15 protein-coding genes are annotated in these 13,591 nt (G+C 70.2%); 3 read left to right on the plus strand and 12 right to left on the minus strand.

Features of this window, described 5'->3' with window-relative positions; genetic code table 11:
- Positions 1 to 27: 27 nt before the first annotated feature.
- Positions 28 to 609, minus strand: a complete 582-nt coding sequence (locus B4N89_RS05725) for a TerD family protein (RefSeq protein ID WP_078974774.1) — start codon at positions 607 to 609, stop codon at positions 28 to 30.
- A 153-nt stretch (positions 610 to 762) separates the two neighbouring features.
- Positions 763 to 1,485 (minus strand): hypothetical protein, encoded by a 723-nt coding sequence (locus tag B4N89_RS05730; protein ID WP_078974775.1) that lies wholly within the window; start codon positions 1,483 to 1,485, stop codon positions 763 to 765.
- Positions 1,486 to 2,090: 605 nt separating this feature from the next.
- On the opposite strand from B4N89_RS05730, the gene B4N89_RS05735 reads away from it, so the two are divergent.
- The gene (locus B4N89_RS05735) at positions 2,091 to 3,422 is read left to right on the plus strand and encodes an acyl-CoA synthetase (RefSeq protein ID WP_235618484.1); all 1,332 of its coding nucleotides are present in this window, start codon (positions 2,091 to 2,093) and stop codon (positions 3,420 to 3,422) included.
- 564 nt (positions 3,423 to 3,986) lie between these two features.
- Here the strand turns inward: B4N89_RS05735 and B4N89_RS05745 are convergent.
- From B4N89_RS05745 to B4N89_RS05770, 6 genes are all read right to left on the minus strand, one after another.
- Positions 3,987 to 4,202: a hypothetical protein gene (locus B4N89_RS05745; RefSeq protein WP_143657861.1), complete on the minus strand. Its 216-nt coding sequence runs from the start codon at positions 4,200 to 4,202 to the stop codon at positions 3,987 to 3,989.
- A 143-nt stretch (positions 4,203 to 4,345) separates the two neighbouring features.
- Positions 4,346 to 5,254 (minus strand): helix-turn-helix domain-containing protein, encoded by a 909-nt coding sequence (locus B4N89_RS05750; protein WP_078974779.1) that lies wholly within the window; start codon positions 5,252 to 5,254, stop codon positions 4,346 to 4,348.
- On the minus strand, positions 5,187 to 5,729 hold the full coding sequence (locus B4N89_RS05755) for a DUF6879 family protein (RefSeq protein ID WP_078979132.1): 543 nt from the start codon (positions 5,727 to 5,729) through the stop codon (positions 5,187 to 5,189). The genes B4N89_RS05750 and B4N89_RS05755 overlap by 68 nt, the downstream gene beginning before the upstream one ends.
- Complete coding sequence (locus tag B4N89_RS05760; protein ID WP_078974780.1) at positions 5,726 to 5,962, minus strand: hypothetical protein; 237 nt, start codon at positions 5,960 to 5,962, stop codon at positions 5,726 to 5,728. The genes B4N89_RS05755 and B4N89_RS05760 overlap by 4 nt, the downstream gene beginning before the upstream one ends.
- A 115-nt stretch (positions 5,963 to 6,077) precedes the next feature.
- Positions 6,078 to 6,563, minus strand: coding sequence for a nitroreductase/quinone reductase family protein (locus tag B4N89_RS05765; protein ID WP_078974781.1), 486 nt, complete (start codon positions 6,561 to 6,563; stop codon positions 6,078 to 6,080).
- Positions 6,564 to 6,671: 108 nt separating this feature from the next.
- Positions 6,672 to 7,511 (minus strand): LysR family transcriptional regulator, encoded by an 840-nt coding sequence (locus B4N89_RS05770; protein ID WP_078974782.1) that lies wholly within the window; start codon positions 7,509 to 7,511, stop codon positions 6,672 to 6,674.
- A 132-nt stretch (positions 7,512 to 7,643) separates the two neighbouring features.
- Between B4N89_RS05770 and B4N89_RS05775 the strand changes: the two genes are divergently transcribed.
- Together B4N89_RS05775 and B4N89_RS05780 are read left to right on the plus strand one after the other, a co-directional pair.
- Entirely contained in the window at positions 7,644 to 8,534 is an 891-nt protein-coding gene (locus B4N89_RS05775) for an NAD(P)H-binding protein (protein ID WP_078974783.1), read from the plus strand.
- Positions 8,535 to 8,646: 112 nt separating this feature from the next.
- Positions 8,647 to 9,372, plus strand: coding sequence for an SDR family NAD(P)-dependent oxidoreductase (locus B4N89_RS05780; RefSeq protein ID WP_078974784.1), 726 nt, complete (start codon positions 8,647 to 8,649; stop codon positions 9,370 to 9,372).
- A 21-nt stretch (positions 9,373 to 9,393) separates the two neighbouring features.
- Here the strand turns inward: B4N89_RS05780 and B4N89_RS05785 are convergent, their stop codons facing one another.
- The 4 genes from B4N89_RS05785 to B4N89_RS05800 form a co-directional block, all read right to left on the minus strand.
- On the minus strand, positions 9,394 to 10,623 hold the full coding sequence (locus B4N89_RS05785; protein ID WP_078974785.1) for an amidohydrolase family protein: 1,230 nt from the start codon (positions 10,621 to 10,623) through the stop codon (positions 9,394 to 9,396).
- The gene (locus tag B4N89_RS05790; protein WP_235618487.1) at positions 10,623 to 11,516 is read right to left on the minus strand and encodes an amidohydrolase family protein; all 894 of its coding nucleotides are present in this window, start codon (positions 11,514 to 11,516) and stop codon (positions 10,623 to 10,625) included. Before B4N89_RS05790 ends, B4N89_RS05785 begins: the two co-directional genes overlap by 1 nt.
- Before the next feature lie 82 nt (positions 11,517 to 11,598).
- Positions 11,599 to 12,978, minus strand: coding sequence for an aspartate aminotransferase family protein (locus B4N89_RS05795; RefSeq protein ID WP_078974787.1), 1,380 nt, complete (start codon positions 12,976 to 12,978; stop codon positions 11,599 to 11,601).
- Complete coding sequence (locus B4N89_RS05800) at positions 12,959 to 13,588, minus strand: hypothetical protein (RefSeq protein WP_078974788.1); 630 nt, start codon at positions 13,586 to 13,588, stop codon at positions 12,959 to 12,961. The genes B4N89_RS05795 and B4N89_RS05800 overlap by 20 nt, the downstream gene beginning before the upstream one ends.
- Between the last annotated feature and the right edge of the window lie 3 nt (positions 13,589 to 13,591).

Genomic DNA, 13,591 nt, shown 5'->3' on the forward strand with positions numbered 1-13,591 from the left:
CGGGCCCGCCGGGGCGGGCCGGTGTGGCTACAGGTGCTTGAGGATCTCCGGCAGCAGGTCGTGGTACGTGTTGCCCTTGGCGGCCTGGCCGATGGCGGTGGCCTGCCAGCCGTCGGCCGCGCGAGCCAGCTTGACCATGATCTGCGCGTCGTGGCCGCCGTGTTCGGACAGTTCGTAGCGCACGATCTCGCTGTCGTCGTGCTCGTCGACGAGCCGGCAGTAGGCGTTGGCGACTCGCGAGAAGGCGTGGCTGGAGTCGGCGCTGACCGTGAAGACCAGGGCCGTCACGCGCGGCGACAGTGTGGCGAGGTCGACGATGATCGACTCGTCGTCGCCGTCGCCCGCGCCGGTGGTGTTGTCGCCGGTGTGCGTGACGGCGCCGTCCTTGGAGACCAACTGCCGCGGCCACACCGTGTCGACGAGGTGGTGGTCGGCGTCGAACAACAGGCAGGACGCGTCGAGGTCGACGCCGGTGAGCGCCTGTAGCCCCGGGCGCAGCCCCTTGTGCTTCACCGCGTCCCAGCCCAGCCCCATCCGGACCCGCGCGGCCGAACCGGCCTCGCCCTTGCCGATGGTGACGCTCTCCCCCTGTGCGAGAACGACCGTCATCGCAAACTCCCCTCTACGGTGGTTCCCCGATTGCGCCGGCCCGTCCCGAGACGGGCCGCGTCTGGCTGGAGAGCATCCTAGGACGAGTGGATCAGTCCGGCGGCGCGAGTGTGTCGTCGGGTCCGAATCGAGGGATATCCGGTATGGGTCGGGTCAGGCCGTGCTGCCCGGTCGGGGCGTGCTAGACGTGGTGCCGCGGTCGGGGATCTCGACCACCTCGGCGGCGGGCGGCGCGGTCACCTTCACCGGGACGTCGAAGTCGCCGTAGCTGATCGAGCCGCTGCTCTTGCTGCCCTTGGACACGATCAGCACCGGGTAGGGCTTGCCGCCCTGGGCCTCGATGTAGACCTTGCCGTCGTCGCGTCCGGGCGGGCCGGTGAGCGGGATCATCCGCCGGTTGTTGATCGTCTCGACGGGCAGCTTGACGCCGTCCTCGGGGAAGTCCTTGAGCGCCGCGCCCGGGTCGGCGACGGTGGTGATGCTGCGTACGCCGCGCAGCTTCTCGCTGTTGGCGTCGCCCTTGAGCCATTTCCCGGCGAGCAGCTTGGCGGCGAATTCGCCGTCCACCGTGCCGACCAGCGAGCGATACGCCTGCTCGTCGCCCCGGACGTACATGGCGTCGCCGATCCGGCGCACCTCCAGGCGTACGCCGTTCTGCTCGATGGTGCCCTGGAATTCCTCGCTGCCCCGGTCCACCTTCAGGTCCAGCTTGGTCCCCTTGCCGTCGGAGACGATGTCCGCGACGACGTGCACGGTCTTGATGTTCGCGGCCGACTGCTTGGCGCGGCGCGCCAGTTCGCCGACGTCCAGGTCCTCGTTGCGCACGGTCTCGTCGAGCCCGGAGGACGCGCTGTCGGTGACCGGCGCGGTCGGCACGCTCTTCTCGATGGTGGACAGGGGACTCGACTCACTGCCACAAGCACTCAAGGCCCCGAGCGATATGCACACCGCCACCACGGCCCCGACCCGGTGTCTCCCCACACGATTAGGACGCACACTCACTCACTCCCGACTCCACCGAACGAACCCCACCCGACAACCTTGCCCCTGTGACGACCCACCCGGCCTTCCGGTTCCCACCCGCCCCGCCGAGCCCGCGCCGGAACCTGTCATGGGGACTCCCCTGCCGCCGGGTTTCGGGTCTTCCCGCATGGCGATCCAGGCGCGGTAGGTGTTTTCTCGGGCCTGTCGGGTCAGGCACTCCCAGCCCTTCGCCGCGGCTGCGTCGGCAAACCGCGCCGGCGGCCGTCATCACCCGGAAGGGTGGATCGGCGCGGAGTGGCGGGCGCGGGCACGGGCGTGGATGTGTTCGGGCAACGCGGCTCGAAAGAGTGGTTGAGCGCTTGTTGTCGGGGCTCTGGCGCATAGCATCGGTGGGTTGTCCGGCCGGCGGTTGTGGAGGGTGCTGCGTGTCTCTTGTCGTGTCTGCCGACGGGGTCGGGACGGATCGTGGGGATGCGGTTGTCGTCGGTGGGGACGCGATGTCGCGGGAGGGGTTGTTCGAGGCGGCTCGGGCGTTGGGCGAGCGGATTGTCGGGGCGCCGGCCGTGGCGGTGCGGGCCGATGCTTCGTTGGAGACGGTGATCGCCACGCTGGGTGGGTTGCTGGCCGGGGTGCCGGTGGTGCCGGTGCCGCCGGATTCGGGGCCGTTGGAGCGGGCGCACATCCTGTCGGACTCGGGGGCCACGCTGCTGGTGGCTCCGGGGGCGTGGACGGACACCGGGCTGCCCACGATGACCGTCGACCCCGCCGCTCGCTCGGCCGGCACGCTGCCGGAGCCGGGTCCGGATGCGACCGCGCTGATCCTGTACACCAGCGGCACCACCGGCTCGCCGAAGGGTGTGCTGATCTCGCACGCGGCGATCGCGGCCGGGCTGGACGGGGCGATCGAGGCGTGGGACTGGACGGCGGACGACGTACTCGTGCACGGGCTGCCGCTGTTCCATGTGCACGGGCTCGTGCTGGGCGTGCTCGGGGCGTTGCGGACCGGGTCGCGACTCGTACACACGGGGCGGCCCACTCCGGCGGGCTACGCGGCGGCCGGGGGCAGCCTGTACTTCGGCGTGCCGACCGTGTGGTCGCGGATCGCGCAGGATCCGGACTCGGCGCGCGCGTTGTCGGGCGCGCGACTGCTGGTGTCGGGGAGCGCGCCGCTGCCGGTGCCGGTGTTCGAGCGTGTCGCCGAACTCACCGGACACCGGCCGGTCGAGCGGTACGGCATGACCGAGACGCTGATCACGCTCAGCACCCGGGCCGACGGCGAACGCCGGCCGGGATCCGTCGGGTGGCCGATCGCGGGCGTGCGGACGCGACTGGTCGGCGAGGACGGCTCGCCGTGTGCGCATGACGGCGAGACCGTGGGCGAGTTGCAGGTCGACTCGCCCACCCTGTTCCAGGGATACCTGAACCGGCCCGAGGCCACCGCCGCGACGCTCACCACCGACGGCTGGTTCCGCACCGGCGACGTGGCGGTGATCGACGCCGAGGGCCGACACCGGATCGTCGGCCGGGCGAGCACGGACCTGATCAAGACCGGCGGCTACCGGGTCGGCGCGGGCGAGGTCGAGGGCGCGCTCCTGGCCCACCCGGCGGTGCACGAGGCGGCCGTGATCGGCGCCCCGCACGCCGATCTCGGCCAGGAGATCGTCGCGTTCGTGGTCCCGACCCCGGGCGCCGAGGTGACGGAACGCCAACTCATCGACCACGTGGCGGCCGGCCTGTCCGTCCACAAGCGCCCCCGCCGCGTCCTCTTCGTCCCCGACCTCCCCCGCAACGCGATGGGCAAGGTCCAGAAGAAGCTCCTGGCCGACTGACTCGCGTGTCGCGTCGACGTCGGATCAGGCAGCAGCAGGGTGGGCCGAGGCGGTCGCGGGTGTCGCGGTCGATGTCGGCGAGCGTGATGAGGTGGGTGTCGCCGAAGCCGCGTAGTCCCGGGAGGCGGATCTCGAACGGCTCGCCGCCTCGGTCGGGTTCGACGTCGCCGACGAGGAACCACGAGACCGGTCCCCGGTGCGAGATCCACCAGCCGCACTCGTGGTGCGGCCAGTGGCCGCCGAGTTCGAGCACGACGGCGAGGCCGGAGCCGCGCTCGATGCGGCGAGGCAGCCGGATCGCGTCGACCTCGCACAGTTCGACGCACACGATCGGCGCCCGATCGGGAGCGGCCCCGACGACTTCCAGTTCGTAGCGGTTGGCCACCGACCGCCGCACCGCCTCCCCGACCAGGGCGAAGGCCATGTGCCCGACGTCGTCGCGCCGTTGCCCCACGACGCCGACCTCGTCGCACACACGGCGCACGGTCTCCCGCACGAGCCGGGCCGCCTCCCCGTCGGCCACGAGCGGCTTATAGACGACGGCCCGCGCGAACGCCGCCCGCGTCACGGCTCCCGCCGGGTGGGGTTGGGCCCGTAGAGCGCCCGAGACAGCCCCGCGTGCAACAACTCGGCCCGCACGCCGTCCAGGAGCAGATTGATCTTCCCGACAGGCTCCGCCTCCGCATCACAGGCGAGGAGCGGAACGGTGATGATCCCGTTCCCCTTGTCCCGCACGACGGGCCGGTCGGGATCGATGGCGGTGAATCTGATGTCCGTCATGACCACCTGGTGTCTGTGATGTCCGGGCTCGGATCCGGTCGGAATTCGCCGCACGACTCGAAGCGTAGAACCGCGAAGGAGGCCCGACCAGAATGTTTCTCGAGGTTTCCGGCAACTCCACCAAAGAGTGAGTGGTCGCGAAATCAGGCGTCTTCGTCAGGGGCGAGATCGGCAATGACCCGGGTGATGATCGCCCGGGCACTCCGGCCGTAGCCGGCGACTCCTGCCAGTTGCTCGAAGACCTCGGAGTACAGTCCGATCTCCTGTGGCCGGCGGAGGTCGAGAGCGGCGCTGAAGGTCTCGACCAACACACGCTCGTCGTCGTACATCCAGAAGCCGTGCCACGGCGATGCGGTGTACCGCGTCTCGAAGCCGACGATGCCCAACCGCACGTTGGGTAGTTGGGAAACGGAGATCAAGCGGTCGAGCTGGCCGAGCATGACTTCGGGTGGGCACAGCCGGACCCGCAACGCCGCCTCGGTCAGCACGAAATGAAACCGCTTGTCGGGCCGGTACAGGATTTCCTGACGCTGGATGCGGGCTGCCACGGCCGCATTGATGTCATTGGGCAAGTTCAGCCGCCCGATGCTTTCGGCAAAGCGAGCACGCGCGTACTCCGCCGTTTGCAGGAGGCCCGGGATCACCGTCGCCTCGAAGACCCGGAAAAGCTGCGTCCGCCCGTCCCACCCGAGGTGCTCTTGTTGTCGGGGTTTCAGACCGGTGCGCAGGATGCGTTGCCACTCGGCGTGCTGAACTTCGAGCGTATGCAGGGAGACGAGCAGATCTTCGGTCTCACCTTCGCTGTTGGTCGCCCTCGTCCACCCACGGATGTCGTCGTCGGTCGGCGTCTGCCGACTGTTCTCCAGTTTCGACACCTTCGAAGGCGGCCACGCCAAAGACTCCGCGAGCTGCCGGCCACTCATGCCGGCTTGTCGGCGGAGCTCGCGGAGTCGTTTGCCCAAAGCGTTGCGTGCCGCGTGGACGTCAGACGCGCCCGAGGTGTTGTCCGATGGCAAAGTCGTCCCGTCGCATCGCGTGGTGCCAGGCAGCATCACGCCAGTAGTTGTGCTTGACGATCTCGTCGGCGTCGTCGACGACTTCGCCGCCGAGAAAGACGTCGTTGTCGTCGAAGAGCATGCGAACCAGCTTGCGCGAGTCGAACAGCCAGTAGTCGTGCCTCGGCAAATCGACGGCGTCGGCCTGGTCGCTCGTCAGATAGCGGATGTCCTCGCCCGCGCCGTTGGTGAACTGCGCGCACCACACACCGAAGCGGCTGTAGTCGTTCAGGGGCAGACTCACCACGCGAACCCGCGCGAAGCGCCGTCCCTTCGCCGTGACTTCACGCAGCATGTCCAACCATGTTCGCATCCACGGCAGATCATCCGGCTCGCCTGCGAGAAACCTGCGCATCGACTCGTTCTCGTAGCCGGCGTCGTAGTGGTCGCGAGCTTCCAGCCGATAGGCCGTGTGCTCGAACGAGTGGAAGAGCCGCCGGATCTCCGGACCCGGCGGGATGAAGGAGGTCAGCGCTCGTCCTCCCGCTCCAGGTAGCGGCGAGCGTACATCCTGAGTACGTCTTCCGGGATCTCGATCAGAGTCTCGTGATCGGGCACCGGCCCGATGTCCGCGAGGGCTTGGGGATCGGTGACCCGCCAACCCTGGGCGATGTACGTGACGCGGTCGGCCCGGTCGGTGGCGAAGAGGGTCGGGGAGTTGTCGATCTGGGACTCGGGGTCCTTGCCGAGGAATCGAGCGCGCACGAAGCCTCCTTGCGAGAAACCTGGTGAACCATTCTCGCCCAGAGTCGTCGATCGAGAGCCGACCGTCAACGATTGCGTTCCATGGTGTTCTGCCACCGCGCTGCCTCGAGCCGGGTCAGCCCCGGGAGGCGATGACGCTGGTCTCCGGGAGGCGGATCAGGGGGATTTGGCGGTCGGTGCGGGTTTGGTAGTTGGCGTAGTAGGCGCGGTCGGCGGTCAGGGCGGACCAGGTCTTCGTGTACTCGTCGCCTTCGAGGATCTCCGGGACGCTCCAGTACGTGGCGTGTTGCACGCGGACCAGGAGCTGCGGGTTGGCCCTGCGGTCGGACAGGTTCACGAACCAGGACGGGTGCTTGGCGGCGCCGGCGAAGGAGCCGACCACGACGCGGTGGCCGTTCTCGTCCGCCCAGAAGGGCAGGGCGACCTTGTGCATCCGGCCGCTCTTGCGGCCGACCGTGTGTACGAGGACGTGGTCCATCCCGGCCAGCAGCCAGACGTCGTCGCCGTCGGACTGTTCCATCTGCGAGACGTGCTCCTTGGTGAAGAGAACGATCTCCTCGGGCGAGGGCTCGATGAATTCGTCGTTCTTCTGTTCCGCCATGATGGTTTTCGCTCCAGGGAGGACACGCGCGGGAGTTGGGTTGCGCGACTCTAGTCCGGGTCCCGCCAACCATCAATGGCGGCTACGAGGATCCGGACGTGGCCCGCGTCACGGGCTCCGCGTCCCCGTCAGCGCCACCGCCGAGGCCGTTCGGACCAGCGCCGCCACGGCCGTCGAGCGGGACCGTTCGGGCCAGGCGATCGCCAGGACCGATGGCGGGGCGTCCGCGACCAGCCGGAAGACGACACCCGGGCGGGGGTAGCGCGCGGCCACGGAGAGCGGCAGCAGCGGGGTTCGGCAGTCCAGCGCGACGAGGGTCAGCAGTTGGGCGAGGTCGCGGCCCGCGTGTCGGTGCTCCTCGATGTACCGATCCACCTCCTCGGGGCGCAACCCCAGGTCGGTGAGGGTCAGCGACTCCTCGGCCGCGAGCGGGTGTGCGGCGCCGAGGGCGGCCACGCGCGGTTCGGCGATCAGCGTCTCCGCGTCCAGGCCGGCGCGGTCGAACGGCTCGTGGACCAAGGCCACGTCCGCCTCGCCCCGGCGCAGCAGGTCCGGCTGTTCGCGCCAACCGCACAGCCGCACCTGGACCGGCAGCGCTCCCGGTTCCGCGCCGTAGCGAGCGAGCATCGGCTCCAGCAAATCCCCGTCGCCGTCCGCCTTGACTGCCAGCACCAGCTTCGGCGAGGCGTCGGCGGCGCGCCGCGCCCGACGTCCGGCGGCCTCCAGGGCGTCCAGCGCGGGCCGCGCCTCCGCCAGGAGCACCGTCCCGGCGGGGGTCAGCGCCACGCTGTGCGTGGTCCGCTCGAACAGGACCGCGCCCAGTTCCGTCTCCAGTGCGCGGATCGCGCGGGACAGCGGCGGCGGGGAGATCCCCAGCCGTTCGGCGGCGCGCGCGAAGTTCAACTCCTCGGCGACGGCGACGAAGTAGCGCAGCGGGCGGGATTCCACGTACTCCGCACTCCCCCTCTCGATTCGGTATTGCCCAGAGGGTAACAACCGAGAGCCGATCGATCCTTCAGTTCGGGGCCGCCGGCCGCCAGGCTCGTGGGCATCCCCCCGAACACCTCCCCTGGAGATTTCGTGATCGTCGTCACCACTCCGACCGGACAAATCGGCGCACAGGTCCTCACCGGCCTCCTCGACGCCCCGGGTACCGCCCCGGCCGTCCGGGTGATCGCCCGCGACCCCGCCCGCCTCCCCGCGGACGTACGCGCACGGGTCGAGGTCGTCGCGGGCTCGCACGCCCACCCCGCCGTGCTGAAGGAGGCGTGCGCGGGAGCCGACCGCGTCTTCTGGCTGGTGCCGCCGACGCCCGGGGCGGCGAGCGTCGACGGCCATTTCCGCGATTTCACCGAACCGCTGCGCGACGTGGTCGGCGGCGACGGCATCCGACGCGTCGTCGGCGTCTCCACCCTCGGACGCGGAGTCGCCGAGAACGCCGGGCAGATCTCCGCCTCGCTCGCCATGGACGAGACGATCGCCGCCATGGACGTGTACTACCGGGCGCTGTGTCCACCCTTCCTGATGGAGAACCTGCTGCACCAGGTCGAGGCGATCCGCCGCACGGGCATGTTCTTCCTGGCCACCACCGAGGACCGGATCCTGCGCACCTGCGCCACCGGGGACGTCGCCGCCACAGCCGTCCGGCTCCTCCTCGACGACGCGTGGACCGGCACGGAGGACGTCCCGCTGGTCGGCCCCGACGACCTGACCCCGCTGGGCATGGCGGAGGTCCTGTCCGAGGTGCTCGGCCGGCCGATCCGCTTCCGGCGCACGAGCAGCGCCGAGTACAGGGCGAGCCTGGTCGGCTTCGGCGCGAGCGAGGCATGGGCCCGGGGGCTCGCCGACATGGTGGACTCGCTGGACGCCCAGGGCTACTACGGCGCCGACGCGGCGAGCACACCCGAGGCCGCGCCGACCACGTTCCGCCGGTGGTGCGAGGAGGTGCTGCGGCCCGCCGTCGTGGCCTGACCGAACCCGGCCCGCGCGCAACGCGCGTGCCGGTGATCACACGCGTTCGAGCCGGTCGGGTGCGGTTTCCCCTCGTAGGATCGCGACAAATCCTACGAGGGGGCGGCGGGGCATGGGCACACGGCGATTCGTGGTGGTCAGCGGCGCGGGCAGCGGTATCGGGCGGGCCATCGCGCGCCGATTCGCCGCGCAGGGCGACCACGTGACCGTGCTGGGTCGCCGTCCCGGGCCGATCGCCGCCGTCGCCGAGGAGATCGGCGGCGTCGCCGTCGCCGTCGACCTGACGGACCCTCATGCGGTGGAGCGGGCCCGGGAGTCGCTGCCCGAAAGGGTCGACGTCCTGGTCAACAACGCCGGTCAGCGGCTGCCCGCGCTCGACGAGCCCGACCTGGCCGCCGTCGCCGACCACTGGCGCGGGATGTACGACCACGTCGTCCTGCCCACCGTGCTGCTCACCGAGGCCCTGCTCCCGCGCATCGCCCGCCCCGGCGGCCGCATCGTGTCGATCGGCTCGACCGCCGGACTGCGCGGGAACAACGCGTACGGCGCCGCCAAGGCCGCCGTGCACGCCTGGAACCACACCCTCGCCGCCCGGGTCGGGCCCGACGGCATCACCGCCAACATCGTCGTCCCGGGCTACATCGCCGACACCGAATTCGCCTTCGACATGGTCCAGGACGCCGCCGAACACGCCCGCCGCGCGGAGGCCACCCTGGTCAAGCGGATCGGCCGCCCCGACGACATCGCCGCCGCGGTCGCCTTCGTCGCCTCCCCCGAAGCCGGCTACATGACCGGCGAGTTCGTCAACGTCAGCGGCGGCCACGTGTTGGGCCGGTAACGATTCCCGGGTGACTCCTCGTCAGGACCGGGTGAACGCCGGGCTGTTGCTGTCCTCGGGCACCGTCGCCAACGGCTCCGCCACCTCCGCGTGCGTGGGCCCGACCTCCGCCGCGAGCGCGTCCAGCGCGGCCAGGTCGAAGCCGTACAGCGTGGCCGCGTTGCCGGCCAGGATCGCGCGCAGTTCCTCGGGTGACGCGTCGTGGAACGAGCGGCGCAGCGACTCGCGCGTGTACGGGTATGTGCCCTCGTCGTGCGGGTAGTCCGCACCCCACATGTAGCGGTCCACACCCAGTTCGTGCCGCGCCGCGGCCTCCGTCGGGGACGGGAAGCTCGCGCCCACCCAGCAGTTGCGGGCGAAGTAGGCACTCGGTGGTTCGGGCAGCCGGTCCGCCTCGGTGTACTTGAGCTCGCCGATCCGCCCCGACGCCATCTGCGCGTGATAGGCGTCCAGTTGCCGCAGCAGCGGCGGGATCCAGGCGGCGCCCTGCTCGGTGATGGCGAACTTCAGCCGGGGAAACCGCGCGAACGCCCCGGACAGCAACATGTGCGTCAGCGGCCGGCGGGAGAACAGCGTCGCCTCGGCGATCCACAGGAACGTCGCCGCCGGGTAGTCCCCGTAGTCCGGACTACCGGAGCCGCCGTGGTTGACCACCGCCAACTCCAGGTCCTGGCACACCTCCCACAGCCGATCCCACTCCGGCGCGTACAGCGGCGGGATCCCGGTCGCGTCCGGCGGCGTGGTGGGGATCAGGATGCCCGCGAGCCCGTTCTCCCTGGCCCACACCGCTTCCGCCACCGCGTCGTCGACGTCGTTCAGGAACACCTGGGCGAGTCCGGCCCGCCGTACGGCGTTCGCCCCGCCGCACCACTGGGCCAGCCAGCGGTTGTGCGCCCTGATCCCGGCCAGCCGCCGGGCGTAGGAGTGCGCCGACGACGGCGGCCGCGCGAGCAGTTGCCCCGTCGGGAAGAACGGCGGCACCGTGTTCGGGAACACCACCTCGGCGACGATCCCGTCGGCGGCCAGTTCGGCGATCCGCCGCTCGTCGTCCCAGTTGCGCGTGCGCCCGTCGCCCTGGAGGTCGCGGAACGGATTGCGATAGCGCCCCCGCCAGGCGTCGAACTCCTCGTGCCAGGCCGGGTCCAGGAACTCCCGGTAGACGTCCATGCCCGCACCGGCGTGCCCGTCCGCCGAGATGACGGTGTACCGCCCCGAATCGCCCAACTCACCGGAATCGCCCGACCCGCCCATCACCGCTCCCCCAGCTTGAATACCCGCATCGCGTTCTCCCGCAGGAACTTCGCCCGCACCTCGGGCTTGAACGGCACGTCCGGCAACTCGCGGAAGATCCGCTCCAGGGACAACCCCATCGGGTAGTAGCCCGCGTACATCACCTTGTCCGCCCCACGCGTGTTCGCGTAGTCGACGATCGCCTTCGGGTAGTACTTCGGCGCGAACGCCGAGGTCATGTAGTACAACCCCGGCCACTTGAGCATCAGCTTGACCGCCAGGTCCTCCCACGGCTCCGCGCCGTGCCGCATCACGATCCGCAGTTCGGGGAAGTCGTAGCAGACCTGGTCGAAGTGCATCACGTCCTGGCACGCGGACGGCACGCGCGGACCGGCGATGCCCGCGTTCGACACGATCGGCAGGTCCAGGTCGATGCAGGTCTGGTAGATCGGGTAGTAGCGCCGATCGCTCACCGGCACCTGCGGATTGCAGCCTGCCGGGAACGTGGTCACCGCGACGATCCCGTGCTCCTCGTACGCCGCCCGGATCCGGCGCACCGCCTTGGTGATGTCGTTCGGATCCACCTCCAGCGTCGGCCGGAACCGCTTCGGATGTGCGGCGATCGCGCGCAGCGCGACCTCGCTCAGCCCCACCAGGCCGATCTCGACGCCGCACGCGTCCATCTGCCCGAGCGTCACCTCGACCGGATCGGCGCCCTCGTCCAGCCGGTTCGGCACACCCTTGAACATGTACTCGGCGGGAAACTCCATCTCGCCGCTCTCCGCGTCGCGCAGTTGCGGCTTCAGGAAGTCGTAGTGGCTCCTGGCCTGCGCACTCGGGAAGCCGATCATCAGATCGACCGCACCCAGAGCACCGGCGGACCCGGGCGACCCGGCGGACCCGGCTTCGGACATGGCGAACCCCCTGCCCATAAAGTTGATTGACTCCATCAACTTAACAGCAGCAGGGGGCAACGGCCATAGCCAAACGCGCGCGTCAGCGGTTGGTCATCGCCTGCTTGATCAGCGTGCGGCCGAAGTCCCACATCAGTCCCGTGCCCTTGTGCGCGTCGTCCATGACGTCCACGAAGCCCGCGACGAAGTGGTCCACGTCCTCCTGCCCGATCACATACGGCGGCAGCAGCTTGATCACGTCCATGTGGTCGCCCGCCACCTGGGTGAGCACGCGGTGCCGCTGGAACAGCGGTACCACCACCATCTGCGCGAACAACCCGTGCCGGGCCGCCTGGAGCGCCGTCCACCCGGCGCGCAACTTCAGCGAGCGCGGCTTGCCGAACTCCAGGCCGATCATCAGGCCGCGCCCGCGCACCTCCGCGAACAGCTCGTACTTGTCGATCAGCGGGGTCAGCGCCGCCGTGAACGCGTCGCCCATGCGCGCGCTGTTCCCGATCAGGTCCTCGTCGTCGAGCACCGCCAGCGTGGCCAGACCCGCCGCCATCGCCTGGTTGTTGCCGCCGAACGTGCAGTCGTGCACGAGCACCCGGTCCATCGTCGAATAGACCTTCTTGAACACCCAGTCGCGGGTCAGTGTCGCGCCGATCGGCACATAGCCGCCCGACAACGCCTTCGCGATCGTGACGATGTCCGGCTCGACGCCGTCCTCCCACTGGTACGCGAAGAACTTGCCGGTGCGCCCCATCCCGGTCTGCACCTCGTCGGCGATCAGCAGCGCGCCGTGCTCGCGCAACAACTTCTGCGCGGCGGCCAGCCACCCCGGCGGCGGCGCGAGCACGCCCTTGCCCAGGATCGGCTCGATGATCAGCGCCGCGACGTCACCTCGCTTCAACTCCCGGGCCAGTGCGTCCAGATCGCCCAGCTTGATGCCCACGTCCGGCAGCAGCGGCTCGAAGCCCTTGCGGAACTCGGCCGCGCCGTTGACGGAGAGCGCGCCCGTGGTCAGCCCGTGGAAGGCGTGGTCGATGTAGACGATCCGCCGCCGACCGGTGGCGAACCGGGCGAACTTCAGCGCCGCCTCGACCGCCTCGGTCCCGCTGTTGCAGAAGTACACCCGATCCATCCCGGGGGCCCGGGCGAGCAGCCGGTCGGCCAACGCGGCGGCCAGCGGCGGGGTGTGGAAATGCACGATGTCCGGCAGGTCGAGCGCGATCACATCCTGCATCGCCTTGCGCACCACAGGATGGTGCCGGCCCACCCCGTAGGTGCCGAACCCGGACAGGAAGTCCAGGTAGCGGTCGCCCTTGTCGTCGTACAGGTACGGCCCCTCGGCCCGGACATACTTCCGGTCCATGCCGATCGTCCGCAGCACGCGCGGGAGTTGCGGGTTGAGGTGCTTCGCGTGCAGCTCGAAGCCGCGGTCCGCGTACGCCTCGTACGTCTCACCCAGGTCGAACGTCATCGCCCGCCGTACCTCCTGACTTGGTTCGCTCGTCGTTGGCCCAGTCAAGCAGGGCCGGGGTGGCGTGGCGCAACGTGCGGAACGCCCGGAACCCGTCCACCGCCAAGCGCGGCCGGAGCAGTTCGCGCTCCGGGGTGTCGGTGATCACCCGGATCACCCCGGCCGGCCGCTCCCCCGCCGCCGCGAGCAGGTACGCCGACTCCATGTCGGCGGCCAGCACGCCCCGTTCGCGGAGCGTGCCCCGGGCCCGACCCTTGACCAGCTTGTCCACCGTCTCGATCGGGCCGTGATGCAGCGTCAGCTTCGGCGAGACCCGCTGCATCCACTCCAACAGCACCCCGGACGTGGGCAGTTCGACCACCGTCCCGTCCGAGCCGCGCACCTCGGAGGCGACCACCACGTCACCCACCGCGACCCCCGGTCCCACGCCCGCGCCGAATCCCGCCACCGCCAACGTGCCGAACTCCTCGGCCGGCAGCGCGGACAGGGCCCGCGCGCGGGCACGAGCCTTGTCCGCTCCCATGCCCGCGCGCACCACGCGCACGTTGAACGCCCCCATCAGCCCCGCCTCGACCGCGCGCATCTCGATCCGAAGCGGAGTGACCACCATCAA

Source organism: Embleya scabrispora (assembly GCF_002024165.1).
GTDB classification, from domain to species: domain Bacteria; phylum Actinomycetota; class Actinomycetes; order Streptomycetales; family Streptomycetaceae; genus Embleya; species Embleya scabrispora_A.

What these genes read in the sequence shown, in the direction of transcription:
- B4N89_RS05765 (WP_078974781.1), bottom strand. Translation starts at nt 6,563, where the DNA reads ATGGCGGAACAGAAGAACGACGAATTCATCGAGCCCTCGCCCGAGGAG.
- B4N89_RS05745 (WP_143657861.1), bottom strand. Translation starts at nt 4,202, where the DNA reads ATGACGGACATCAGATTCACCGCCATCGATCCCGACCGGCCCGTCGTG.
- B4N89_RS05725 (WP_078974774.1), bottom strand. Translation starts at nt 609, where the DNA reads ATGACGGTCGTTCTCGCACAGGGGGAGAGCGTCACCATCGGCAAGGGC.
- B4N89_RS05750 (WP_078974779.1), bottom strand. Translation starts at nt 5,254, where the DNA reads ATGCTGCCTGGCACCACGCGATGCGACGGGACGACTTTGCCATCGGAC.
- B4N89_RS05780 (WP_078974784.1), top strand. Translation starts at nt 8,647, where the DNA reads ATGGGCACACGGCGATTCGTGGTGGTCAGCGGCGCGGGCAGCGGTATC.
- B4N89_RS05735 (WP_235618484.1), top strand. Translation starts at nt 2,091, where the DNA reads ATGTCGCGGGAGGGGTTGTTCGAGGCGGCTCGGGCGTTGGGCGAGCGG.
- B4N89_RS05795 (WP_078974787.1), bottom strand. Translation starts at nt 12,978, where the DNA reads ATGACGTTCGACCTGGGTGAGACGTACGAGGCGTACGCGGACCGCGGC.
- B4N89_RS05790 (WP_235618487.1), bottom strand. Translation starts at nt 11,516, where the DNA reads ATGTCCGAAGCCGGGTCCGCCGGGTCGCCCGGGTCCGCCGGTGCTCTG.
- B4N89_RS05800 (WP_078974788.1), bottom strand. Translation starts at nt 13,588, where the DNA reads ATGGTGGTCACTCCGCTTCGGATCGAGATGCGCGCGGTCGAGGCGGGG.
- B4N89_RS05785 (WP_078974785.1), bottom strand. Translation starts at nt 10,623, where the DNA reads ATGGGCGGGTCGGGCGATTCCGGTGAGTTGGGCGATTCGGGGCGGTAC.